The 23504-nt window shown below is 31.8% G+C and carries 20 protein-coding genes and 1 other RNA gene; 11 read left to right on the top strand and 10 right to left on the bottom strand.

Features of this window, described 5'->3' with window-relative positions; translation table 11 throughout:
* The first annotated feature begins 145 nt into the window (after positions 1-145).
* Genes Q0820_RS11860 through Q0820_RS11850 form a run of 3 tightly spaced genes read left to right on the top strand, consistent with a single transcriptional unit; the run spans position 146 to position 1972 of the window.
* Positions 146-523 carry a hypothetical protein gene (locus tag Q0820_RS11860; RefSeq protein WP_298487853.1) on the top strand — a complete coding sequence of 126 codons (378 nt, stop codon included), beginning with the start codon at positions 146-148 and terminating at the stop codon, positions 521-523.
* Positions 507-1469, top strand: coding sequence for a hypothetical protein (locus tag Q0820_RS11855; protein ID WP_298487852.1), 963 nt, complete (start codon positions 507-509; stop codon positions 1467-1469). Before Q0820_RS11860 ends, Q0820_RS11855 begins: the two co-directional genes overlap by 17 nt.
* On the top strand, positions 1469-1972 hold the full coding sequence (locus Q0820_RS11850) for a hypothetical protein (RefSeq protein ID WP_298487851.1): 504 nt from the start codon (positions 1469-1471) through the stop codon (positions 1970-1972). The genes Q0820_RS11855 and Q0820_RS11850 overlap by 1 nt, the downstream gene beginning before the upstream one ends.
* Before the next feature lie 44 nt (positions 1973-2016).
* Here Q0820_RS11850 and Q0820_RS11845 read toward each other — a convergent pair whose 3' ends face one another.
* From Q0820_RS11845 to ssrA, 3 genes are all read right to left on the bottom strand, one after another.
* Entirely contained in the window at positions 2017-2484 is a 468-nt protein-coding gene (locus Q0820_RS11845; protein WP_298487850.1) for a GIY-YIG nuclease family protein, read from the bottom strand.
* Positions 2485-2603: 119 nt separating this feature from the next.
* Positions 2604-3605, bottom strand: coding sequence for a site-specific integrase (locus tag Q0820_RS11840; RefSeq protein ID WP_298487849.1), 1002 nt, complete (start codon positions 3603-3605; stop codon positions 2604-2606).
* A gap of 229 nt (positions 3606-3834) precedes the next feature.
* Positions 3835-4232, bottom strand: a transfer-messenger RNA (tmRNA) gene (gene ssrA, locus Q0820_RS11835).
* 267 nt (positions 4233-4499) lie between these two features.
* Between ssrA and Q0820_RS11830 the strand changes: the two genes are divergently transcribed.
* Entirely contained in the window at positions 4500-5705 is a 1206-nt protein-coding gene (locus tag Q0820_RS11830; protein ID WP_298487848.1) for an NAD(P)-dependent oxidoreductase, read from the top strand.
* On the opposite strand, the gene Q0820_RS11825 is transcribed toward Q0820_RS11830, so the two are convergent.
* From Q0820_RS11825 to kdsA, 3 genes are all read right to left on the bottom strand, one after another.
* Positions 5684-6364 (bottom strand): DUF1361 domain-containing protein, encoded by a 681-nt coding sequence (locus tag Q0820_RS11825; protein WP_298487847.1) that lies wholly within the window; start codon positions 6362-6364, stop codon positions 5684-5686. The genes Q0820_RS11830 and Q0820_RS11825 overlap by 22 nt on opposite strands.
* 112 nt (positions 6365-6476) lie before the next feature.
* Complete coding sequence (locus Q0820_RS11820) at positions 6477-8450, bottom strand: DUF3857 domain-containing protein (RefSeq protein ID WP_298487846.1); 1974 nt, start codon at positions 8448-8450, stop codon at positions 6477-6479.
* A gap of 40 nt (positions 8451-8490) precedes the next feature.
* Entirely contained in the window at positions 8491-9309 is an 819-nt protein-coding gene (kdsA, locus tag Q0820_RS11815; protein WP_298487845.1) for a 3-deoxy-8-phosphooctulonate synthase, read from the bottom strand.
* 85 nt (positions 9310-9394) lie between these two features.
* Here kdsA and Q0820_RS11810 point away from each other — a divergent pair, with 85 nt between their 5' ends.
* From Q0820_RS11810 to Q0820_RS11800, 3 genes are all read left to right on the top strand, one after another.
* The gene (locus tag Q0820_RS11810; protein WP_298487844.1) at positions 9395-9937 is read left to right on the top strand and encodes a hypothetical protein; all 543 of its coding nucleotides are present in this window, start codon (positions 9395-9397) and stop codon (positions 9935-9937) included.
* A 131-nt stretch (positions 9938-10068) separates the two neighbouring features.
* Entirely contained in the window at positions 10069-11868 is a 1800-nt protein-coding gene (gene typA / locus Q0820_RS11805; protein WP_298487843.1) for a translational GTPase TypA, read from the top strand.
* A 118-nt stretch (positions 11869-11986) separates the two neighbouring features.
* Entirely contained in the window at positions 11987-12877 is an 891-nt protein-coding gene (locus Q0820_RS11800) for a hypothetical protein (protein ID WP_298487842.1), read from the top strand.
* A 63-nt stretch (positions 12878-12940) separates the two neighbouring features.
* Here Q0820_RS11800 and ppgK read toward each other — a convergent pair whose 3' ends face one another.
* The 3 genes from ppgK to Q0820_RS11785 all read right to left on the bottom strand — a co-directional run bounded on the left by ppgK (position 12941) and on the right by Q0820_RS11785 (position 14967).
* Positions 12941-13690 (bottom strand): polyphosphate--glucose phosphotransferase, encoded by a 750-nt coding sequence (gene ppgK, locus Q0820_RS11795; protein WP_298487841.1) that lies wholly within the window; start codon positions 13688-13690, stop codon positions 12941-12943.
* Between the two features lie 62 nt (positions 13691-13752).
* Positions 13753-14187 (bottom strand): hypothetical protein, encoded by a 435-nt coding sequence (locus Q0820_RS11790; RefSeq protein ID WP_298487840.1) that lies wholly within the window; start codon positions 14185-14187, stop codon positions 13753-13755.
* Between the two features lie 90 nt (positions 14188-14277).
* Positions 14278-14967 carry an ATP-binding cassette domain-containing protein gene (locus Q0820_RS11785; RefSeq protein ID WP_298487839.1) on the bottom strand — a complete coding sequence of 230 codons (690 nt, stop codon included), beginning with the start codon at positions 14965-14967 and terminating at the stop codon, positions 14278-14280.
* A gap of 187 nt (positions 14968-15154) precedes the next feature.
* Here Q0820_RS11785 and Q0820_RS11780 point away from each other — a divergent pair, with 187 nt between their 5' ends.
* The 3 genes from Q0820_RS11780 (at position 15155) to Q0820_RS11770 (ending at position 21184) form a co-directional block, all read left to right on the top strand.
* Positions 15155-18172, top strand: coding sequence for a tetratricopeptide repeat protein (locus Q0820_RS11780; RefSeq protein WP_298487838.1), 3018 nt, complete (start codon positions 15155-15157; stop codon positions 18170-18172).
* A gap of 45 nt (positions 18173-18217) precedes the next feature.
* Positions 18218-19978, top strand: a complete 1761-nt coding sequence (locus Q0820_RS11775; protein ID WP_298487837.1) for a TonB-dependent receptor — start codon at positions 18218-18220, stop codon at positions 19976-19978.
* A gap of 81 nt (positions 19979-20059) precedes the next feature.
* Entirely contained in the window at positions 20060-21184 is a 1125-nt protein-coding gene (locus tag Q0820_RS11770; RefSeq protein ID WP_298487836.1) for an OmpA family protein, read from the top strand.
* A gap of 49 nt (positions 21185-21233) precedes the next feature.
* Here the strand turns inward: Q0820_RS11770 and Q0820_RS11765 are convergent, their stop codons facing one another.
* Positions 21234-22871, bottom strand: coding sequence for an ABC-F family ATP-binding cassette domain-containing protein (locus tag Q0820_RS11765; protein ID WP_298487835.1), 1638 nt, complete (start codon positions 22869-22871; stop codon positions 21234-21236).
* Positions 22872-23043: 172 nt separating this feature from the next.
* On the opposite strand from Q0820_RS11765, the gene Q0820_RS11760 reads away from it, so the two are divergent.
* Positions 23044-23460, top strand: a complete 417-nt coding sequence (locus Q0820_RS11760; RefSeq protein ID WP_298487834.1) for a hypothetical protein — start codon at positions 23044-23046, stop codon at positions 23458-23460.
* The last annotated feature ends 44 nt before the right edge of the window (positions 23461-23504 follow it).

Raw genomic sequence — 23504 nt, 5'->3', positions numbered from 1 at the left:
GTTCGAGAATTTTTCATACAAACAAAAGTTAATAGGGTTAGGAGTAATTTTTTTGTTATTATTTTTAACAGCGAACAAACGCTCATTTAAAATTACACTAAGTGCTTATGAACAAATGAAAGAGGTTAATAAACGTCTTGATTATATGAAAAATTCCTCACACGATTCTCAACAGCTACAAAAGCAAATACACTTATATGATAAATTAATTGGGAGCCAAAATGTTGAAGCTGAAGAAATTCAACAATCAATACTCGATTTTGCTACTGGTTATGAGAGTATAAAAATTGATAAATTATCAGAAACACATATTTCTGAATCTAATGGTTTTGAGGTTATAACAAATCAGTTAACCTTAGAGGGGAATTTTCAATCTTTAATTGAAGTAATTTATGAGTTCGAAAAAAAATTTAAAGTTTCTTCTATTGTGAGTATAAATTTCATTAAAGAAAAAAAATATGACCAACGTAAAAGCAGGCTTAAAGTTCAATTAATATTTCAAAATTATGAAAAAGTTAGTTAGTATAAGTATTATTTCATTCATTATAATGTCTATATTAGTAGGGTGTGATGACGTTTTCGAAGAGGATATAACAAAGGATAGTATTATTACGAATAGTCCAAAAAGTAATGATATAGTAGTAGGGAATTCTGTTAATTTTGATTGGGAAACTATAGAAGGAGCAAGTGATTATCGGGTTAAAGTAATAGAAGATAATACAAATAAAATTGTAATAGATTCCTTGGTGGAGATAGATTTTTTATCTGTGCCCATTGTATCAGGAACATATTCTTGGGAAGTTCGTGGCGAAAATTTCGCATATCAAACAGCCTATAGCTTACCACAAAATTTTGTTGTTGAATCTACGAATGACCTGTCTACGCAAAATGTATTTTTGAATTTACCTTCTGATAATTTCTATACTAAAAACAATACAATAATACTGAATTGGTCTACTTTGGATGCAGCAACTCATTATAGATTAAAAGTAGAAAAAGTAGTAGCTAATAATTCTTCAATAGTTTTACAGATTGATGAAATTTTAACCAGTGATTATACGTTAGATTCCACTGTTTTAGAGGAGGATGCAATATACACTTGGAGTATACAGGCAGTAAATGACAATGGACAAACTGAATTTTCTTCAAGAAAAATTTTCATTGATACAACGATACCAAATCAAGCCACTTTAATTACACCTAATGATGAAGCCAAGGTTACATCTACAGTGGATTTTTCTTGGAGTTTGGGGGAGGATATGGGAGAGGTTCAATCTTCGTTAGAAAGCTTTTTAGAGATTTCTACAGATCAAAATTTTACTACAATTCTTAAAGAATATACAATACAAGGAGAAAGTCAACAACATATCTTTGAATTAGTTGGGGAGTATTATTGGAGAGTAACGTCTATGGATATAGCGGGAAACATTGGAACTTTTAGTACTTCTAGAATTTTGACAGTAGAATAATGAATAAAAAAATAGCAAATGGATTGTTGATTTTCGGAGTTTTGATAATATGGATTTTTGTATTAAAAAGGACAACACATATTTTTAAAAATGAAAATTCTAATGTTTTAACCTATTCTTCTATAGAAAATGAACCTGAGATAGATATTAAATTTAAGAAAGACACTTTTAATATAGGTGTATACAAAAGAGACCCTTTTTTAGATGGTTATGGTAAAACTTTTAAGAGGAAAATGAATAATAGTAAGAATACGCCTAAGAAAGTTAATAAGAAACCAATTTCTAAAAAAAATATAGGTTCAAAAATGCTTTGGCCAAAACTAAAGTACTATGGATACATGAAAGGAGGGAGTAACAAAGAAAAGTTAGCTCTTATTAAAATGAATAATAAACTTCATAGGGTGCGCTCTCAACAAGAAATAAATAATATTTTGGTTTATTCGGTCTTTGCAGATTCTGTCATTTTAAAAATGAATTCACAATTTAAAACGGTATATAAATAGGCTTTTTTCAGGTATTTTTTCTGTTTATTCATCAGTATTTTTAATTAAAAATAACATTGAGCGATTTGCTTGTAAAAATCCCATCTTTTTTTGCCATTACTATGTATGTATTTATGTTTGTTAAATTCGGGTTCAATCTGTTTAATGCTTTGATGTATACAATCTAATACTGGTTGAATAGGAAGTTCTACCCATTCATGGCGTCCATTTACTACCCATGTTCTCAATCTCCATTTAACAACTTGTTCAATTAATTCGGCTTCCCATCGAGTATGGAATTCAATTCTTTTGATAATCGTATATACTGACGACTTTAATTCTTTATCATACATTTTCATACGTCTTTCCCAATTGGATGTTATTCCAAACTTCACAAAAGAGTTGACTACTAAAACATAAAGAGTTGTTGGTTTGTTCCAATCGATTAATTCAGTGTTCAAAATCTTTCTATTATATCTAATGAAATTACAAAAAAACATAATTGGTAAGTCAGATATTTTTTTTAACCCCACTCCCTTCCATTTTAAACTTCACATAGTCTTTTAATCCACTTACCGAGTCTCCATTATTCCCTTTTTTTGTCCGCAAAACAACAACATTCCGTTTTGAACTACGGCATAAACCAGGCCCGCTATACAGCGGATCTCTTTTTTATACGTCTTATCAAATCGGAATATTGAATCACACAATTTTTGTTTATAGCTTTTGGGTGGTCTTTGTATTTTTCTATTACAGCCTGAGCAGTAGGTAAAAGAGGAATGGTAAAATCTGTATCCGTTTTAGTACGTTTTGATTTAATATAAAAACTATCATTTTCGTTTTGGTATATCTCTTCGGGTTTTAAAGTTTGTACATCTACATAAGCCAGGCCTGTAAAGCAACATAGTACAAACATATCTCTTACAATAAATAAACGCTCATTGTCAATTTTCTTATCTATAAGACGTTGTAGTTCCTCTTTGGAAAGAAATTCGCGATGAACAGTCTTAAATTGGATTTTGTAGTTGTAAAAGGGATCCTTAGGAAGCCAGTCATTGGCAACAGCAATTCTTACAATTTTTTTAAAGTTGTTGACGTATTTTAAAGCGGAATTATGATTGCAAGATTTGGTCACTTTTAAAAAATATTCAAAGCCTTTGATGAATTTTAAGTCAATACTTTTAATGGGAATATCAGGTTTACTATATTCTTGATTTACATATTCAGCAATATGGCTTTTAGTAGTAAAATATCGTTTCCAAGTACCAAGGGCAAATTCAATACCGACCAATTTTTCCATTTGCTGATTATGTTCGTCAAATAGTTGAATCAGCATTTTGTACTTTCTGTCTTTTCCTAGGTATTTTTCTTTAATATCATGAACAGTAAAGGGCTCACCATCTTCAATAAGATGATGTTGAATCTTATTTATTTTGTGGCGAATGGTTGCCATAAATCGATTGAGTTCTTCCGCTTCGTTGTCTTTCCCTTTCAATTTATTCATTCGAGAATCCCATTTGGAAGGGTCTATCTTTCGATTTAAACTTATGGATGTTCGTCTTCCATCTACCGTAATTCTTAGGTATAAGCCAGCTTTTCCGTTTTTATCTCGGCGTTCATCTTTAGGGTAAAAAAGTATCGAAAACGAATTCATCTAATTTTAGGTGTCTATTTAATCTGTTTAAAGGTAGATAAAATAAAATCACAATTACTTAAAAAAGAGTTGATTATAGAGATATCGACACCACTTTTGTATTTTAAAAATAGGTGTCGATATGGTGACTTTTAGAGTGCTATTATTTGATATTAAACGATACTGTATAAAATGAAAAACCCTGTAATTCATAGATTTACAGGGTTTGTGGTTCTAAATGATATCATTTCAGTGGAGCCGGAGGGATTCGAACCCTCGTCCAAACAAGTAATTACAATACTTTCTACATGCTTAGTTTCTATTTAGTTTTAGATATGTACCTGACTAGAAACCGCCCAATACATACTTAGCTTCTTTACCTTTTAGTGATACTGCCAAAGCAACAATATCCTTATATCGACATTTATGGTGCCCCGAGTTGAATCGCCGTCGACAGAGGCTATTCAGGGACATCTCGCTTCTCTACCTAGTAGAGACGAGGCTAATCTTACTATAATTCAGATTAAGCGGCAAGAGCGTAATTATTTTCGCCAATTAAAAGTGTGATACATGAGATTAACGAGCCACATAACAAAGCTCGGCATGCTTATATTCCAATTAGTCTCGCTGTCAAAACCAGTCGGCCCCTTAATGAGTTATATCGGCTTTGCCGATTGTATACGAATTAAATCCTGAGCCAAGCCAAAGGGCGTCTAGTCAGTATTTAATTCTCTCCTTATTTTTTTCAAAGAACTATGCTCCATTAATTATAAAACTTATATTAATTTTAGCTTATACTAAAAAAGTAGCTTACAAAGGTACTTCAAAAAGTATTCCAAAAAAAGTTTTGCGGTTAGACTCTTGACTTGTTATATTTACAACTAAAATAACCGCATAAGTTATAAAATTATAATTATGAAGTTCGGAATTATTCAGGAACGTAAAAATCCTCCAGATCGCCGTGTTGTATTATCACCAGAAGCTTGCGTACAAGTACAAAATAAGTTTAAAGAGGCAAAAATAATTGTAGAGCCATCTAGTATTCGTGTTTTTAAAGATGAAGAATACAGTGCTTCTGGAATAACAGTGGCATCTAGAATGGAAGATTGTGATGTTCTTATTGGTGTAAAAGAAGTTCCTATGGAGTCTTTAATTCCGAATAAAAAATATTTCTTTTTCTCTCATACCATAAAGAAACAACCATATAATAGGGAGTTATTACGCACAATGTTGCAAAAGAATATAGAAATGTACGACCATGAGGTAATTACAAATACCAAAGAGCAACGTGTTGTAGCTTTTGGAAGGTATGCCGGAATTGTAGGAGCGTATAATGGTTTTAGAGCTTATGGTTTAAAATACAATGCTTTTGAGTTACCAAAAGCAGAAAATTTAAAGGACCAAGAAGATTTAATAAATCATCTAAGAAAAATAAAACTGCCGAACATAAAAATTATGCTAACCGGAAAGGGGAGAGTAGGAAATGGTGCAAAAGAAATGTTAGATGCTATGCATATTACGAAGGTAAATGTAAAAGAGTACATACAAGATGATTTTTTGGAGCCTGTGTATTGCCAAATTGATGCTTCGGAATATAATAAGCGTAAAGATGGAGAACGTGGAAGTAAATCCGATTTTTTTGCTAATCCAGAGGAGTATAAAACTAATTTTACAAGATTTACCAAAGTAACCGATTTTTATATTGCGGGCCATTTTTATGGTGATGGAGCACCATATTTATTTACAAGGGAAGATGCAAAACATCCAGATTTTAAAATAAAAGTTGTGGCCGATGTAAGTTGTGACATAGATGGCCCTGTGGCAACAACGATAAGACCCTCTACTATTGCAGACCCTGTGTATGGTTATGATCCGCAAACAGAAAAAGAAATAGATTTTAAGGATGCTAAGGCTATTGCTGTAATGGCGGTAGATAATTTGCCTTGCGAACTTCCAAGAGATGCTAGTAATGGTTTTGGTGAGGCATTTGTAAAACATGTAATACCTGCTTTTTTTAATGACGATAAACATGGTGTTTTGCATAGAGCAAGAATGACACAAAACGGAAAGCTTACAGAACGATATTCTTATTTACAAGACTATGTAGATGGCAAAGAGTAGGGTTTAGTTTTTATTTTTTTTGTAGCACGCATTATAGGTTTTAGTACCAAAAATGAAATCCACATGAAACTTCCAAAACCTATAGTCCATACCCATGCTTCCCATAAGAAAAGGCATTTGTAAAGGCAATAAAATAAAATTTTAGGCCTAGCAATAATATCCCAAGAATTAAAACGAAGAAAACGACCTATAAAAATACCAAAGCCACCTAAGTAGCATGTGATAAACAATAGTATATTGGCAATTTTCTGGGTATATTTTTTTGTTATAAAATGAAATATATCTATCATAGATAGTGCACCTAATATTACTCCGTTAATAGCAAAAGTAAAGAGCATAAAAAGATCTATCCACATAGTAGGTTTTCCCGTTTCTAAGTGAATAAAATCTGTGATAATATATGGGCTATTGGGTAAAAAAAGAACCCATAGAATTAACAATAAATAAAGTACTGGTTTAGAAGCGTGTATTTTAGGAGTATATCTAATGGCTTTAGATAAAACCAGTGGTAAAATTGCCAAAAATAAATTCCACAATAAAAAAGTAAAATCAATACTATGCGTTGTTACTACTCTGTATAAAAGAGCTAGGGCACACAAAAAAGAAAGTAATAACAATCTTGTATAATAAGGGTTGTTACGTAGAAAAGTAGGTTTCATTCTTATTGAATTACTATTTGGGCTTATCTATGAACGATTTTTAAATAATTTTGTTGTAGGAAAAAGCTTATTTAATGTGGTTCTGGTTGATAAAAAAATATTTATTTGTGGCTTATTCTTTTTTTAGCACTAAAAGGCTGTTGTTTTGAATACTAGTTACATATTTAAACAATTCTTTAAGCGCTAAGTAATTTTCGGCCTCTAAATGAGTTTCATTTAATGATAAATCAAAGGACAAAGCAATATTATTAGAATTTTGCTGCACTGAAAAACGGAGATGACCATAATTATTTCCGAATTTTATAATTTTATTATTAGGAAATTCATGTACCATGTAACCTAGGGGTATTTCTATATTTATCATGTATGTATATCTCCTTTTATATCCAAAATCTACTGGAAAGTTTCGTTCTTCACTTAAAAAAGGATTCTTTTTGAAAAATTTCACAAGAAAAGGATTTAGATAAACCATCTTTTCTTTAAAGCTATTCTCCAGTTCAAACGTAATTATTTCTTGTGTTTTTAGAGGAGTATTTTTTTCTTCATCAAAAAGATAATCTGTAATTACAAAATCTTCAGAAATACTTTCTTCTAATTGGTTAAGATATTCTTCCTCGTTTATCTCATTCTTTTCTTGATGTTTACTAATTCCTCTATATCCGCTATTAATAATTCTTAAAGTACCATTTGTTTTTTTAGTGGTTGGGTTAAATTTTATTTCACCTATAACGGCTTCTCTACTTCCATGTTTAGGGGTTATTTTTTTCCAAGAACTTTCTTTTTTAAAATTCATAACACGACCATAGTGGTTTAATGCTCTATAAGGTAATGAGCCAAATGGCATATACTTATTAGTGGCATCTAACAAATAGGTTTCACCGTTAATTTCTGTTTTAGCAAGTATGTAATTAAAATCATTCATAACTGGATGCGTAGTTTTAGGGAGGCCATTCTGTCTTGTAGAAATAAGCATCATTTTAGAAGGTATTCCTGCGGCATTTAGTAAATTAATGAGAGACATGTTTATTTCCCAGGCATTTCCTTTTTTGGAATTAAAAGCTTCTTTTACTCGAGCTCTTCCGTAAGAAGAATATTTACCATCCCATGTAAAATGGTTTTGTATAAAACCGTATATTTTTTTAGCTCTTTCTAAAGAGTCTTTCTCACTAGTTAGTAAACTTGTCGGGACATTTTTTTCAAAGAAATTCTTTTTGGTTAGTTGCTTACCAAAGTCTTTATCCGTTCTAAATTCTTTGTCTACATCTTTCCATGATTTGGTGTATTTGTGATTTAAACCATCAAAACGACGATGTTCCGAGAGTTCAAATTCAATTTTAGATATGTAATTAGAAGCTGCAAGCATGTATTCTTCTTCTTTATTAAAAGCTGGAACATCCTTCATTACATATTTTAAAACCTCGCAATCTGCTGGTTCAGGGTATCCGTCTACGTAGAAACAATCTTTTTTAATAGAAGCATCATTTATATCTAAAGAAAGAGGGCCTTTTAATACTCTATTGTATAAGTAATTACCTGGTATTTTAGCATTAAATTCACTATAGATTTTAGGAATATTAGATTGAAATTCCCATCCATTAAAGTTAAAAATGTAAGGAGATATTTGTTTGTATTTATATTCTAAAATACTTCCTTCTTTTATATTAGGAAAAGTAAAAGTAGTTTCTTTCCATCTTTCAGATAGATCTTTTGTGTATATTTTATTCTGTTGAAGAATTGTTTTAATTCCTTCATTGTGGGTAATAGCTTTTAGTTCTTTTAGACTTTCTCTACTGTCATTATTATGGTATAGATTTATAGAAATAGTGCCATTATCGAAACCTTTTTTGTTTAAGATTTTAATTTTTACATGATAATCTTTAACTAATCTTACATAGCCATTTATTATTTCAAAATAATTGTCTCCTCTTTCATAAAGAACTACTGCATTTGCAGTAGAATCTTTATCGTAGGTTGTTAATTGTTTTTCGGAAAAAAGTAATTCGCCAAATGGATGGCCTTTTTTTTCCTGAGAAAACAAAAGTGTAGTAAAAGTAATAGATAATAAAAGAAAGAATTTAATGCGCACTTTGAGTAAATTTTAAATTACCCATCAAATATAGAATTTCCTACAGTAAATTCACAGTTTTCCTAATAGCAACTAGATTGGTTAAAAGTTTTTCTAAATGGTCTAAGTGCAACATGTTGGCACCATCGCTTTTAGCATTAGCTGGGTCAAAATGGGTTTCCATAAAAATACCATCTGCTCCAGTAACAATGCCAGCACGTGCAATAGTTTCAATCATATCTGGTCTTCCACCAGTTACTCCCGAAGATTGGTTGGGTTGTTGTAAAGAATGGGTTACGTCTAATACTACTGGGGCAAATTGTTTCATGGTTGGTATGCCTCTAAAATCTACCACCATATCTTGGTAGCCAAACATAGTACCTCTATCAGTTACCATAACTTGTTGGTTATTAGAATCGGTTACTTTGGTCACCGCATGTTGCATGCTTTCGGGACTCATAAATTGTCCTTTTTTTAAGTTTACAACTTTTCCAGTTTTTGCAGCAGCAACTACTAAATCTGTCTGTCGGACAAGAAAAGCTGGAATTTGAAGTACATCTACATATTGCGCAGCTCTTGCAGCATCTTCGTTGGTATGTATGTCAGTAACTGTAGGAACATGAAAAGTTTCAGATACTTTGCGTAAAATTTTCAATGCCTTTTCATCCCCAATACCTGTAAAAGAATCTACTCTACTACGGTTCGCTTTTTTAAAACTACCCTTAAATACATAAGGTATTTTAAGAGCATCAGTAACAGAAACTATTTTTTCAGCAATTCGTAATGCCATATCTTCTCCTTCAATAGCACAAGGGCCAGATAAAAGAAAAAAGTTGTTGCTGTTAGTATGTTTTATTTGAGGTATTAAATTGAGTTCCATTTTCTTAAAATTAAGATGGTAAAGATACGGTTTTGGCTTAGTATTTGATAGATTGAGTACTTAAAATAATTATCAGAATATTCTTATGAAAAAAATAAGTCTTTTATTTCTCTGTATTACTATGCCAATAGTTTCTATTGCACAATCTTCTAAAAATGTAGAAGATAATCAGTTTAAAATTAATTTTTTGGCACCTGCTTTAAATTATGAAGTAGGAATACAAAAAAATAGTACTTTAAGTTTTGAATTAGGTACGGGGTTCGCTATAAGAGGAGGGTCGGAAGTTGGAACTGATTTTGGTTTTTATCCGTATTTAGATGGTCAATACAATTACTACTATAATCTTAACAGGCGAATTGCTAAAGGAAAAAATATTGCCTTAAATACAGGAAATTATGTTGCGATAAAAACTAGTTATTATAGCGGTAATTCTATTTTAGGGGATTTAGATGGGAATAATTATTTTTTTGCAGGTCCAATTTATGGACTTCAAAGAACTTATAAAAGTGGTTTTAATTTTGAATTAGCAGGAGGTGTAGGTTATTACAAAAATGATGTTGATGGAGGTGTTTCCATAGAAATTGATTTGAGTATTGGGTGGGTATTATTTAAGAAGAAAAATAAATAGAATGTATTTTATTGGAAGTTGCTCAAAATCAATAAGATAAAAATAACACAACTATTAGCTAGCATCAAAAAAATAAAAGTATCTTTGCACGCTTAAAATAGCTATTAAGACTGCTATTAAATAATTTATTTATGTCAACAACAAAGAATATTGCCATTATTGCGCACGTAGATCACGGTAAAACAACCTTGGTAGATAAGATTATGTATCACTGTCAACTGTTTCGCGAGAACCAGAATACAGGAGATTTAATTTTGGATAATAACGATTTGGAACGTGAACGTGGTATTACTATTACCTCTAAAAACGTTTCTGTTGTTTATAAAGGAACAAAGATTAACATTATTGATACTCCTGGTCACGCCGATTTTGGTGGAGAAGTAGAACGTGTATTAAATATGGCAGATGGTGTTTTGTTGTTGGTAGATGCCTTTGAGGGGCCAATGCCACAAACACGTTTTGTATTACAAAAAGCAATAGACTTAGGTTTAAAGCCTTGTGTGGTTGTAAACAAAGTAGATAAAGAAAACTGTACTCCAGAAGAAGTACATGAAAAAGTTTTTGACTTAATGTTTGAGTTAGGTGCAGAAGAATGGCAGCTAGATTTTCCAACAGTTTATGGTTCAGCTAAAAATAACTGGATGAGTGAAGATTGGAAAAAAGAAACAGAAAATATTGAGCCATTGTTAGATATGGTTATAGAGCATGTGCCATCTTTTGAACCAAAAGAAGGAAACACGCAAATGTTAATTACATCTTTAGATTTCTCTTCTTTTACAGGACGTATTGCAATTGGAAGATTACAAAGAGGAACTTTAGTAGAAGGACAACAAGTTTCTTTAGTAAAGAGAGATGGTAGCATTGTAAAATCTAAAATAAAAGAACTTTTTGTTTTTGAAGGTTTAGGAAAACTAAAAGTAAAAGAAGTAGCTGCAGGAGATATTTGTGCTATTACTGGTATTGAAGGTTTTGAAATTGGAGATACTGTTGCAGATATTGAAGCACCAGAAGGATTAAAAACTATTGCTATAGATGAGCCTACCATGAGTATGCTTTTTACTATTAACGATAGCCCTTTCTTTGGTAAAGATGGTAAGTTTGTTACTTCTAGGCATATTAACGAAAGATTGCAAAAAGAGCTAGAGAAAAATTTAGCTTTACGTGTAAATGAAACAGATAGTGCAGATAAGTTTTTAGTATTTGGTCGTGGGGTGTTACACCTTTCTGTTTTAATAGAAACTATGCGTAGAGAAGGGTATGAACTTCAAATAGGACAACCACAAGTAATTATCAAGGAGATTGATGGTGTTAAATGTGAGCCTATTGAAGCGCTTACGATAGATTTACCTGAAGCAGTTTCTGGGAAAGCGGTAGAATTTGTTTCTATGCGTAAAGGAGAAATGACTAGTATGGAAGCAAAAGGAGACCGTATGGTATGCGAGTTCTTAATTCCATCTAGAGGTATTATAGGTCTTCGTAACCAACTATTAACTGCTACAGCAGGTGAGGCAATTATGTCGCACAGATTTTTAGAATACCAACCAATGAAGGGTGATATTCCACAAAGACAAAACGGTTCTTTAGTTTCTATGGAACTTGGTAAAGCTATTCCTTATTCTATTGACAAATTACAAGATAGAGGTAAATTTTTCGTAGATCCTGGAGAGGATATTTATGAAGGACAAGTTATTGGGGAAAATTCTAGAGGGGATGATATGACAGTAAATATCACCAAAACTAAGAAACTTTCTAACGTACGTTCTTCGGGAGCAGATGATAAAGCTAAAATTGTACCTGCAATTAAATTTTCATTAGAAGAGGCCTTAGAATATATACAAAAAGATGAGTATGTAGAGGTAACTCCTTCTCACTTAAGATTACGTAAAATTTACTTAACAGAAAATGAGCGTAAGCGTAATAAAATAGCTTAAATACAATTAAGATAGTTTATAGAAAATCTCAAGGAATTATTTCTTGAGATTTTTTTTGTTTTTTTTGTTAGGTTATAGAAAGAGTTCGACTATTATTTTTTAAGCAAAATATTTAAAGATGAAAAATTTATTTAAAGTCATTACTGTAGTTTTAATATTAGGATTTGTTTCCTGTAAAGAGACTCCTAAAAAGGAAGTAGTAAGTGATGTAACAATAAAAGAGAAGGGGTATTTAATTCCAGATACTTGGATTCAGAAAAGAGTTGAAAAAGCAAAAGCAAGATTACATGCTACCGATGCTGGAAAAGTTTTATGGAATGGAATGGAAGCGCAAGGTGGTTTAGAAAAGTGGTTTAAAAATGGTTTTATTTCTTTTCGTTTTGATTACCAGCCAGAAGATGGCTCTACACGCAGGAACTCTTATCAAACAGTAGATACTTGGAATAATAAGGCTAGGCATAATAGCATGCAAGATACTACTGCTATTTTTGGCTGGGATGGTAAAGAAGCTTGGGTAAAAGCTAAAGATAGTTTAGCTTTTAAATACGATACTAAATTTTGGGCTTTAACGCCTATTTATCTTTTTGCACATCCTTTTGTGTTAGATGGAGAAGGGGTTAATTTAGAGCTTTTAGAAGACAAAGAATATAAGGGAGTAATGCAAGATGCTATTAAAGTAACATTTGCGTCTGGTACTGGTGACGCTCCTGATGATTATTATAAATTATATTTTGATAAGAATACGCATAAAATGAGTGCTATTTTATATATAGTTTCCTATCCTGGATATTTTCCTAATGGCGGACATGCACCAGAAAAAATTATGGAAATTGTAGACTGGACAACTGTAGATGGCATAGATTTACCAACAACGCTAAAAACGCACTGGTCCAAAGATGGAGATTTAGGAGAGTATATTACCAAAATAGAGGTTAGCAATGTTTCATTTTCTCCAACTGTACCTGACAATTATTTTTCTAAACCAGAAGGCGCTAAAGTTTTAGAGTAATACTGCGTAGTTTGTGATAAACTAAAAAAAAGCTTCATTCATAGAATGAAGCTTTTTTAGTATTTAATCTTTTGGAGCTTGATGCAGCGCAGCTGCTGCTGCACCTATAATACCAGCATGGTTTTTTAATTCTGCAGGAATAACAGGGGTATCAATAGTAATTTGTTTTTTATATTCTTTAAAATCTTTAGAAGCTCCGCCACCTAATATAATTAAGTCTGGGCAGGTAATTACTTCCACATATTCTAAGAATGTATTAAAACGTTTTCCCCATTTTTTATACGATAAGTCTTCGCGGTCTTTAGCAGAACCAGCAGCCCACTGTTCTATTTTTTTATATTTTTTGTATGGTATTTGCCCTAATTCAAAATTAGGAAGTAGTTCTCCGTTTAAGAACACACCGCTTCCTAAACCAGTACCAATGGTAATCATAATAACAAGACCATCTTTTCCTTTTCCAGTACCATAATTCATAGTAGCATAACCAGCAGCATCAGCATCATTAATTACGGTAACAGGAAGTTTTGTTACTTCGCTAAATAATTCATGTACATTTACATTTACCCAAGATTTGTGTAAGTTTCCTGGAGCCTTACATACTCCATGTTTTACTATAGAAGGAAAACCAACTCCTATGGGGCCGTTATAATTAAAATGTTCTGCAATTTGTTTTATGACATTGGCCATTTCTTCAGGCTTTCTATCGGGAGGTGTAGGTATTCTATAGCGTTCTGTGGTCATTTCGCCAGTTATTGTATCTACTAGAGCTCCTTTCATACCAGAACCACCTATATCTATTCCTAAAACTTCCATAAGTACTTTATTGTTTTGCTACCAAAATAACGAAAAGAATTATAAAAAGATTGTTTTAACTTTTAAATAGAGTTGTTTTGATTAGGCTCTACATAATAATCTATAGAATTTAAAGAATGATTTGGGTCTATAAGGTCTAGTATTTTATCTATGAAAATTCCAAAGTTAGTGAGGGTGTTTGTTTGCTTGTTTTTGCCAATGACACTAGAAATTGTTTCGTCTCTATTTCCAAATTTATATCCTCCTTTTTTGAGCCATAAAATGTTTAGTAAATGTTGCATTAACACATTCCCTAATTGGTCTATTGAGATTGCAATTTTTAGAAAATATTCCCCAACACCAGATAGTTTTTTTGTGAATAAAGAATGGATAATTCCGTAAATAAAACCCAGAGGGCCAGTTACTAGTATTAGAACTATGGAAGTAGTAAATAAAAGTAATCCAATAATGGAGTTGGTTCTTTTGGTTTTTTGAGGCGCTTCTTTTTTTAATATCATCTTACAGTAAAGAGTTTAAAAGAATATGTGATAATTCATAAATGTAATAATGGGTTTAATTGTATTTTATGAATTTAATAGTCTAAAAAATTAAACAGCCCTTTGTACTACTTCAAAAACTTTATTGGCGTCACATTTTAAAGTTTTGGCAGGATATTTTAAAATTAAAGCATAATCATGTGTTGCCATAAGTATGGTTCTTCCTGCTTTATTTATTTCTTGTAAAACTTTCATTACTTCAACACTGGTTTGCGGATCAAGATTACCAGTAGGCTCATCGGCAATAATAAGTTCAGGGTCATTAAGTAAAGCACGAGCAATAGCAATACGTTGTTGTTCGCCACCAGAAAGTTCATGAGGAAATTTAAATCCTTTAGTTTTCATTCCTACTTTGTCTAAAACTTTTTCTATTTGGTTATTCATTTTAGTGACATCTTTCCAGCCTGTAGCTTTTAAGACAAAAAGTAGGTTTTTATTAATATTACGATCTGGTAAAAGTTTAAAGTCTTGGAATACAACGCCTAGTTTTCTTCTTAAATACGGAATGTCTTTTTCTTTAAGTGCTTTTAAATCGAAATTTACAATTTTGCCAGAGCCTTGTTTTAGGGGTAAATCGCCATAAAGTGTTTTCATAAAACTACTTTTACCACTACCAGTTTTTCCTATTAAGTAAACAAATTCACCTTTTTGTACATGTAAACTAACCTCATTAAGTACTAAACTATCTTTTTGAAATATTGCTACATCTTTAAGTTCTAGCACAGTTGTATTCTCTTCCATATTCAAGTATTGTTAATATAAAAGTAATAAGTTCTAAAGGATTAGCTAGTACGCTTTTTTAAAAATCTTTTTCTTTAATTAGTTTTGATTTAAGTTTTAATAAAAAATTAAGACTTATCCACCTTATAATATATACTTCGGAACAATATTTGTCGTTGTATATTTTAGTTAATAGTTAGAGAACGCTATGTTTAAAAAAAGTACTACAATACTTCCCATACTTTTGGGAATGGTTTCTTTTGGGAGTGCCCAAGAAACAACAATATACACGCACCAAGATAAACAATACCAAGACGCTTTAACGCTTTATAATAATGAGCAGTACCAAGCAGCGCAAACTGTTTTTGAAAAAGTAGGAGCCTCTACTACCGATGAGGAAATTGCAGCTAACAGTGCATATTATGCAGCAAACGCTGCGGTTAGGTTAAACCAATTAGGTGCAGACCGCCTTATGGAAGATTTTGTGGAAAATTACCCAACTTCAACAAAGAGAAACTCTGCTTATGCAGATGTGGCGGAGTATTATTTTGAAACAGGGAAATATCCGTATGCGTTAAAATGGTATAATAAAGTAGATCAGGGAGCTCTTTCTAGAAAAGAGATGGATAAGTTTAACTTTAATTATGGGTATGCTTTATTTTCTTCAAAGAAAACTAATGAAGCAGAAAAATACCTGTCACAAGTAACTTCTTCTCCAGTGTATGGTTCTCAAGCTAAATATTATTTAGGCTATATATCGTACCAACAAGATGATTATGAAGCAGCAAACGAACGTTTTGACCAAATAACAGACCAAAAGGTTTTAGAGGAAAAATTATCTTACTACCAAGCAGATATGAATTTTAAACTTGGAAAATTTGAAGAAGCTATAGCTTTAGCAAAAAAACAATTACCAAAAGCAGATCGCAGAGAAATATCAGAATTAAATAAAATAATAGGAGAAAGTTATTTTAATTTAAAGCAATATCAAAATGCAGTTCCTTATTTAGAGGAGTATAAAGGAAAAAAAGGTAAATGGAATAATACAGATTACTATTTATTAGGCTATGCATATTATAAGCAACAAGATTATGCGAATGCTATTCAGCAGTTTAATAAAATAATTGGAGGTACTAATAGTGTTTCTCAAAACGCCTACTACCATTTAGCAGAGTGTTATTTAAAATTAGAAAAGAAACAAGAGGCATTAAATGCGTTTAGGAACGCTTCGCAAATGAATTTTTCTCCTGAAATACAGAAAGATGCTTATTTAAATTATGCTCGTTTAAGTTATGAGGTTGGTAATGCCTATGAGCCAGTGCCGCAAGTGATAACAAATTACTTAAAACAATACCCTAATGATGCGCATACCGAAGAAATGCAAGAGCTTTTGGTAGATTCGTATATAACTTCTAAGAATTTTGCTGGGGCAATGGAGTTATTAGAAAAAAATAAAAATTATGCTAGTAAAACTACCTATCAAAAAGTTGCTTTTTATAGAGGAGTAGAGCTGTTTGTTGATGGGGATTATGGAAAGGCATCAGAAGTTTTTTCAAAATCTTTGGCAAGTGCAGAAGATGCTAGTTTTAAAGCAAGAGCAAGTTATTGGAAAGCAGAGTCTGATTATCTTTTAAATAATTTTGATGCTGCTCTAGCAGGGTTTATGGCTTTTAAACAAAGTCCTAACGCTTCTTTGTTAGAGGAGAATAAGGATGTTGATTATAATTTAGCTTACACGTATTTTAAAAAGAAAGAGTATGCAAATGCGGTTTCTTATTTTGATAGTTTTACGAAACAAGGAACTACAGACACCGAGAAACTTAATGACGCCTATTTACGTTTAGGAGATAGTTATTTTGTTACCAGAAAATATTGGCCAGCAATAGAGACTTATAACAAATCTTTAGCATTAACTGGTCCCGAAAAGGATTATGCCGCTTACCAAAAAGCTATGAGTTATGGTTTTGTAGACCGCAAGGCAAAAAAGATAGATGGGTTAAACAGTTTTGTTTCTACCTACTCTAAATCTACCCTTAGAGATGATGCTTTATTTGAACTTGGAAACACTTACATAGCAGAAGGGCAAGAAAGTAAAGGTCTTAATGCGTATAATAGATTGGTTACAGATTTTAAAGGAAGCTCTTTAGTTCCACAGGCTTTAATGCGCCAAGGTTTAGTACATTATAACGCAAGTAGAAATGAGCAAGCTTTAGTTAAGTTTAAAACAGTAGTAAGAGATTTTCCAAAAACACAAGAAGCAATACAGGCTGTAGCAACTGCAAAATTAGTATATGTAGATTTAGGGAAAGTTAATGAGTATGCTGCTTGGGTAAAAGATTTAGATTTTGTTGAGGTGACAGATGCAGAGTTAGATAACGCTAGTTATGAGTCTGCAGATAAACAAAATTTAGAAGGCAATAAAGATGCCGCTATAAAAGGATATGTTAATTACATAAAGCAATTTCCAAATGGATTGCATAGTATACCTGCTAATTTTAATTTAGCGCAATTATATTTTGGAAAAGGACAAAAAGAAAAGGCATTGCCGTACTACCAATACGTGGCAGATAGTGGTACTAGTGAATATTCTGAGCAAGCTTTAACACGTGTATGCGAAGTGTATATTGCAGATAAAGACTACGATAAGGCTTTACCATATTTAAAGCGCTTAGAAACAGTAGCAAATATCCAACAAAACAGAACATTTGCACAGTCTAATTTAATGAAAGGTTATTATCAGAAAAAAGACTACAGCAATACTATTTCTTATGCAGAAAAGGTATTAGCAACTGCAAGTATAGATAATAGAATTAAAAGTGATGCTCAAATAATGATAGCGCGTTCTGCTATAACAACTAACGATGCTTCTAGAGCAAAAGAGGCATACACTAAAGTTTTAAAAATTGCGTCTGGTGAAACAGCTGCGGAAGCTTTGTATTATGATGCTTATTTTAAATACCAAGAGAATAACTATGAAGATTCTAACATAGCGGTACAAAAATTAGCAAAAGACTATTCTAGTTATAAAGAATGGGGAGGTAAAGGTTTGGTTATAATGGCCAAGAATTTTTATGCTTTGAATGATGCTTACCAAGCCACTTATATTTTAGAAAGTGTAATTACCAATTTTAGTCAGTATCCAGATTTAGTTGCAGAAGCAAAAGGAGAATTATCTATCATAAAAGCAAAAGAAGCGCAAAGTAATTCCTCTGTAAATCCTAATTAATAGATTTTAATAGTATCCCGTTTTTTAGGGAAAAAAGAACCATATATGCATACGTACATAAAATTTACACTTATTACCTTTTTAGGGTGTATTCAAATAGGAATAGCGCAAGAAACAGAAGAGGACGATTTAGGGACAGAAACAGTTACGGTAACTAAAGCGTATTCGCCAACGGTTTCTGATGCTTTTAAAATTAAATCTTCTCCAAGTATAAATGACTCTATAGAGTTGCAAAAAAAGCCTATAAACTATAGTATTTTTTCAGTTCCTGTAGCTTCTACTTTTACACCGGCAAAAGGGAAAGCATCTAAAGTAGAAAAGCTTCCACCTCCAGTATTATATAATTCTTATGCATCTGTTGGTGTTGGTAATTATGGTAATGCAACAGCAGATTTTTATACTAGTAGAGCTTTGAATAGGGATGAGAGGTTAGATATAGGTCTTAATCATATTTCGTCTAGAGGAGATTTAGATGGCGTAGTTTTAAGTAATATATTTTCGGACTCTAAATTAGATGCTTCTTATTCTAAAAGAGATAGAGATATGGATTGGGGAGCAGATGTAGCCTTACAACACCAACTTTATAATTGGTATGGTTTGCCAACTACAATTACAGATCCAGCTATTATAGGCTCTATAGACGAGCGGCAAAATTATTATATGGGTGAAGCTGGAGCGCATATAAATGTAGAAGATGCAATTTTTACAAATGCAGATATTGCTTATAGAAGGTTTTGGGATGCTGTTAAATCTGGAGAGAATAGAGTAGTTTTTAATGCAGGAACTTCCTTACCTGTGAATGATGAAACTGTAGATATTGGTTTTAATGTAGATTATGTTAATGGTAATTTTAAGAATAGTGATGTAAATAGTGCCACTAATCTAGTAGGAATAGAATACCGAAACATTCAGGCAAGTATTAATCCAAGTTTAACCATGTTACGTGATGATTTATCTTTACGTTTAGGAGTAAACTTGGTATATGGTTTAAATGCCGATGCAGATACTAGCGATAGTAATTTTTACATATACCCAGCAGTAACTGCTTCCTATCGTTTATTGGGAGAAAATGCTATTGCTTATGGTGGGATAGTAGGGGAGTTAAAACAAAATTCTTATTATGATTTTGTAGAAGAAAACCCATACATTTCTCCAACAATTACAATTGCGCCAACAGATAAGCAGTACAATGCGTATTTGGGCTTAAAAGGACAATTGTTACCTAACTTAAGCTATAATGTAAAAGCATTTTACAGTGCAGAAAACAAGAGTCCTTTGTTTAAATTAAACCCTGAGAATGATTTTAGAGACGATGAAAAAGGATATTACTACGGTAATTCTTTTGAAGTTTTTTATGACGATATAAAAACGCTTGGGTTCTTTGCAGAATTAAATGTAGATGTAAATAGAAATTTTACATTAGGTGTTAATGCAGAGTTTTTAGATTATTCTACAGAAACAGAAAACCCAGCATGGAATTTACCAACAACAAAAGCTTCGGTGTTTTTAGATTACCAAATAGGAAAAAAATGGTTTACTAGAGCCAATTTGTTTTATGTAGGAGAGCGTGAAGATTATTCTTCAAGAGTAGTGCAAAATATACCACAGAGGGATTATCCAGCAACTTTAATTAACTTAGAGAGTTATTTTGATGTTAATCTGCAAGTAGGTTATAGGTACACAGACCAGTGGTCTTTTTTTATAAAAGGAGCTAATTTAACCAATTCAGATTACCAAAACTGGGCAAATTTTCCAGTACAGGGAATACAGGTGTTAGGCGGAGCAACCTATAAATTTGATTTTTAATTACTTCAAAATTAAAAGTATATACTATTTTGCTCTGGATATCGTTAATGAATTATGTAGGTAAAAACTTACAAATATTTTATGCAAAATGTTTTTCAACTTTTAATAGCTTTTGTAGGATTGCAGCTTTATACTGTTAATGCTCAAAATTTAATTTCAAACCCTAGTTTCGAGAAATTTAGTGTTTGTCCAGATGGTCATGGTAATGTAGCTGAAGATGTTGGGAGCTGGAGTAAAGCTACAGAAGGAACTTCAGATTATTTTAATACATGTAGTTCTAAAATGGGAGTACCCAATAATTTTAATGGAAGCCAAACAGCTGCTTTTGGTTCTGCCTATGCTGGAGCATATTTTTTAGCACCTAATAATTATAGGGAGTACATACAAGGAAAGTTACTAAAGACTTTAGAAAAAGGAAAACGTTATGGTATAAGTTTTTATATAAGTCTTTCTGAAAAATCTAAGTATGCAATTGGAGATATTGGAGTTTTATTATCTGCCAAGGAAATGAATATAAAAAGTACTAAGGTGATTAAAAGAACTTCTCTTAAAAGTAAAAAAAATAACAGTTTTAATTATGCAGAAATAAAAAAGCCTTCTTTTTTTAAAGATAAAAAAGGTTGGACAGAAGTTTATACAGAAATAACAGCTTCTGGTACTGAGAATTTTTTGATAATTGGAAATTTTAAGGATAATAGAGATACAAAAACCTTACAAGCAGAGGGAACAAAAAATGCTTCTTACTATTATATTGATATGGTTTCTGTGCTGCCAATAGAAACTAGTTCCTATGAAAATTTAAAAGTAGATAGGGTATATGCATTTAAAAAAGTTCATTTTCCTGTAGATGATTACGGATTAGATGTTGTTTCAAAAACCGATTTAAAATCGCTTTACAAGCATCTTAAGAAAAATCCTGAAATGTTTATTTCTATACATGCGCACACAGATAATGATGGTGATTTATCTTATAATAAAAGTTTGTCTAACAAAAGAGCAAAATCTGTTGCTAATTATTTAATAGCTTTAGGTGTAAATGAAAACCGTATACAGTGGTATGGTCATGGGGAAAAGAAACCAGTAGTAGCTAATAAGTCTTTAGTAGGTAAACAAAAGAACAGAAGAGCAGAGTTTATTTTGTCCGAAAAAAGATTTATACCAAAAAGCAGAAACAATTACGCAGAAACATTATTTGAGGACGATTAGCTGTTTAATGGGTAATTTAAAATATACGTGTTCTTAAATTTTAACTAGCTTATTTACTTAGATCCATTTCTTTTAAGTTTTCAATTCTATTTCTAATTAAGAAAGCATCAATAGTTTCAAAATGTTCTATGACTCTATTTTCTTTAAACTCAAATACTTTTTTAGACAATCCTTGTAGAAAATCGCGATCGTGAGAAACTAATATTAAAGTGCCGTCAAACTCTAATAAAGCATCTTTTAATACATCTTTAGATTTTAAATCTAAATGGTTTGTTGGTTCATCTAATATTAAAACATTTACAGGTTCTAATAAAAGTTTTACCATTGCTAATCTGGTTTTTTCTCCTCCAGATAGTACACTAACTTTTTTATCAATTGCATCACCACTAAACATAAATCTGCCAAGTACATTTTTTATTTGGTTTCTTATGTCGCCCTTAGCAACTTCATCTACAGTTTGGAAAACGGTAAGGTCTGGGTCTAATAAAGATGCTTGGTTTTGGGCAAAATAACCAACCTTTGCATTGTGCCCTAAAGTACAGCTACCTTCAAAATCTATTTGTCCCATGATGGCTTTAATCATGGTAGATTTTCCTTCTCCGTTTCTACCAACAAAAGAAACTTTTTCCCCTCTAGCAATACTTAGATTAGCATTTTTAAAAACTATATGGTCGTCATAATTTTTAGAGAGGTCTATTGCGGTAACAGGGTAATCTCCGGAACGCGGTGCGGGAGGAAAACGAAGTCTAAGGGAACTATTATCTACTTCATCAATTTCTATTATTTGTAGTTTTTCTAGCATGCGTTCTCTAGAAGAAACTTGATTGGTTTTAGAATAGGTTCCTTTAAAACGGTCTATAAAAGCTTGGTTGTCTGCAATAAATTTTTGTTGTTCTTGGTAGGCTTTAATCTGGTGGCTTCTACGTTCTTCTCTTAATTGTAAATAGTGCGAGTAGTTTGCTTTATAATCGTAAATTTTACCCATAGTTATTTCTACGGTACGGTTTGTAATATTATCTATAAAAGCACGGTCATGAGATATTACAACTACAGCTTTGGCTTTATTAAGTAAAAAATCTTCTAGCCATAGAACAGATTCTATATCTACGTGGTTCGTGGGCTCATCTAAAAGTATTAAATCTGGCTTTTGTAATAGTATTTTTACTAGTTCAATACGCATACGCCAACCGCCACTAAACTCGCTTGTAGGTCTTTTAAAGTCTTTACGTTTAAAACCTAATCCTGTTAAAGCTTTTTCTACTTCGGCTTCGTAATTAATATCTTCTAAAGCATAGTATTTCTCACCTAAATCAGACACTTTTTGAATAAGCTTCATATACTCCTCAGACTCATAATCTGTGCGGGTTTCTAAAGCTTTGTTTATTTCTTCAATTTCATCGCGCATAGCAAAAATATGACCAAAAGCTTTAGATGCCTCTTCTAAAACGGTACAATTATCCTCGGTAAGTAAGTGTTGCGGTAAGTATGCAATAACAGCATCTTTAGGACACCTAATATTACCTCTTGTTGGCTTTTGCATGCCTGCTATAATTTTCATTAGAGTAGATTTTCCGGCTCCATTTTTACCCATTAGGGCAATTTTATCTTGCTCATTTATAACAAAAGAAACATCGCTAAATAAGCTTTCGCCACTAAATTCTACGGCAACACCATCTACTGAAATCATAGTTGTTTTTTAAGAGAGCAAAACTAACAAAAACTATAGCATTTTTAGAGGTTAAATTGCATTCTTAGATATTTAATTTTATTAAAAATTAATGTAATTGGTATAATAAATAGATTTTTTATAATTAAAAAAGCTCCTGAGCGTTATAATTGTTGTAATATAAATTAGAAGAATGAAAAAGATAGTATTTGTGTTCGTTGCTTTTTTAAGCGGTTTTACAGCAATAGTAGCATCACCAATTATAAATAGTGAAGCTACAGAATGTGCTGCGTTAAATGTTAATATTGAAGATTCTTTAGAAGGAGCTTGGTTACTTAACGTTAAGGGAGCTTCTAAATCTTATGCAGAAGGGCAGTTAATTATTGCTAAAGTTAAAGGAGAATATGTAGTAAAACTTAATGCAGAAGTTGGTTCTCTTTATGCAGAAAACATAGTCGTTAATAATGATGAAATTTCGTTTCAAATAGTTATAAATAAAGAGAAGGTTTCTTTTTCTCTTTCAGTTGCTAACCATAGAATTTCTGGGACAAGTAATTCTTCTTCTGGTTCCTATAAAGTAGAAGGAGTTAAGGAAGTTTTATTGCAGTAATAATAAGTAAAAAATAAAAGCATAAAAAAACCAAGGTAGACGCC

This window comes from uncultured Maribacter sp., assembly GCF_947495965.1.
Lineage (GTDB): Bacteria > Bacteroidota > Bacteroidia > Flavobacteriales > Flavobacteriaceae > Maribacter_B.
Note: the sequence above shows the minus strand (reverse complement) of the source record. Positions and strands in the feature narration are given on the sequence as shown.

Excerpts from the sequence above, each read along its gene's own strand:
- Q0820_RS11860 (WP_298487853.1), top strand. The coding sequence starts at position 146 with ATGAAAAATTCCTCACACGATTCTCAACAGCTACAAAAGCAAATACAC.
- Q0820_RS11855 (WP_298487852.1), top strand. The coding sequence starts at position 507 with ATGAAAAAGTTAGTTAGTATAAGTATTATTTCATTCATTATAATGTCT.
- Q0820_RS11850 (WP_298487851.1), top strand. The coding sequence starts at position 1,469 with ATGAATAAAAAAATAGCAAATGGATTGTTGATTTTCGGAGTTTTGATA.
- Q0820_RS11840 (WP_298487849.1), bottom strand. The coding sequence starts at position 3,605 with ATGAATTCGTTTTCGATACTTTTTTACCCTAAAGATGAACGCCGAGAT.
- Q0820_RS11830 (WP_298487848.1), top strand. The coding sequence starts at position 4,500 with ATGAAGTTCGGAATTATTCAGGAACGTAAAAATCCTCCAGATCGCCGT.
- Q0820_RS11825 (WP_298487847.1), bottom strand. The coding sequence starts at position 6,364 with ATGAAACCTACTTTTCTACGTAACAACCCTTATTATACAAGATTGTTA.
- kdsA (WP_298487845.1), bottom strand. The coding sequence starts at position 9,309 with ATGGAACTCAATTTAATACCTCAAATAAAACATACTAACAGCAACAAC.
- Q0820_RS11810 (WP_298487844.1), top strand. The coding sequence starts at position 9,395 with ATGAAAAAAATAAGTCTTTTATTTCTCTGTATTACTATGCCAATAGTT.
- typA (WP_298487843.1), top strand. The coding sequence starts at position 10,069 with ATGTCAACAACAAAGAATATTGCCATTATTGCGCACGTAGATCACGGT.
- Q0820_RS11800 (WP_298487842.1), top strand. The coding sequence starts at position 11,987 with ATGAAAAATTTATTTAAAGTCATTACTGTAGTTTTAATATTAGGATTT.
- ppgK (WP_298487841.1), bottom strand. The coding sequence starts at position 13,690 with ATGGAAGTTTTAGGAATAGATATAGGTGGTTCTGGTATGAAAGGAGCT.
- Q0820_RS11790 (WP_298487840.1), bottom strand. The coding sequence starts at position 14,187 with ATGATATTAAAAAAAGAAGCGCCTCAAAAAACCAAAAGAACCAACTCC.
- Q0820_RS11785 (WP_298487839.1), bottom strand. The coding sequence starts at position 14,967 with ATGGAAGAGAATACAACTGTGCTAGAACTTAAAGATGTAGCAATATTT.
- Q0820_RS11780 (WP_298487838.1), top strand. The coding sequence starts at position 15,155 with ATGTTTAAAAAAAGTACTACAATACTTCCCATACTTTTGGGAATGGTT.
- Q0820_RS11775 (WP_298487837.1), top strand. The coding sequence starts at position 18,218 with ATGCATACGTACATAAAATTTACACTTATTACCTTTTTAGGGTGTATT.
- Q0820_RS11770 (WP_298487836.1), top strand. The coding sequence starts at position 20,060 with ATGCAAAATGTTTTTCAACTTTTAATAGCTTTTGTAGGATTGCAGCTT.
- Q0820_RS11765 (WP_298487835.1), bottom strand. The coding sequence starts at position 22,871 with ATGATTTCAGTAGATGGTGTTGCCGTAGAATTTAGTGGCGAAAGCTTA.
- Q0820_RS11760 (WP_298487834.1), top strand. The coding sequence starts at position 23,044 with ATGAAAAAGATAGTATTTGTGTTCGTTGCTTTTTTAAGCGGTTTTACA.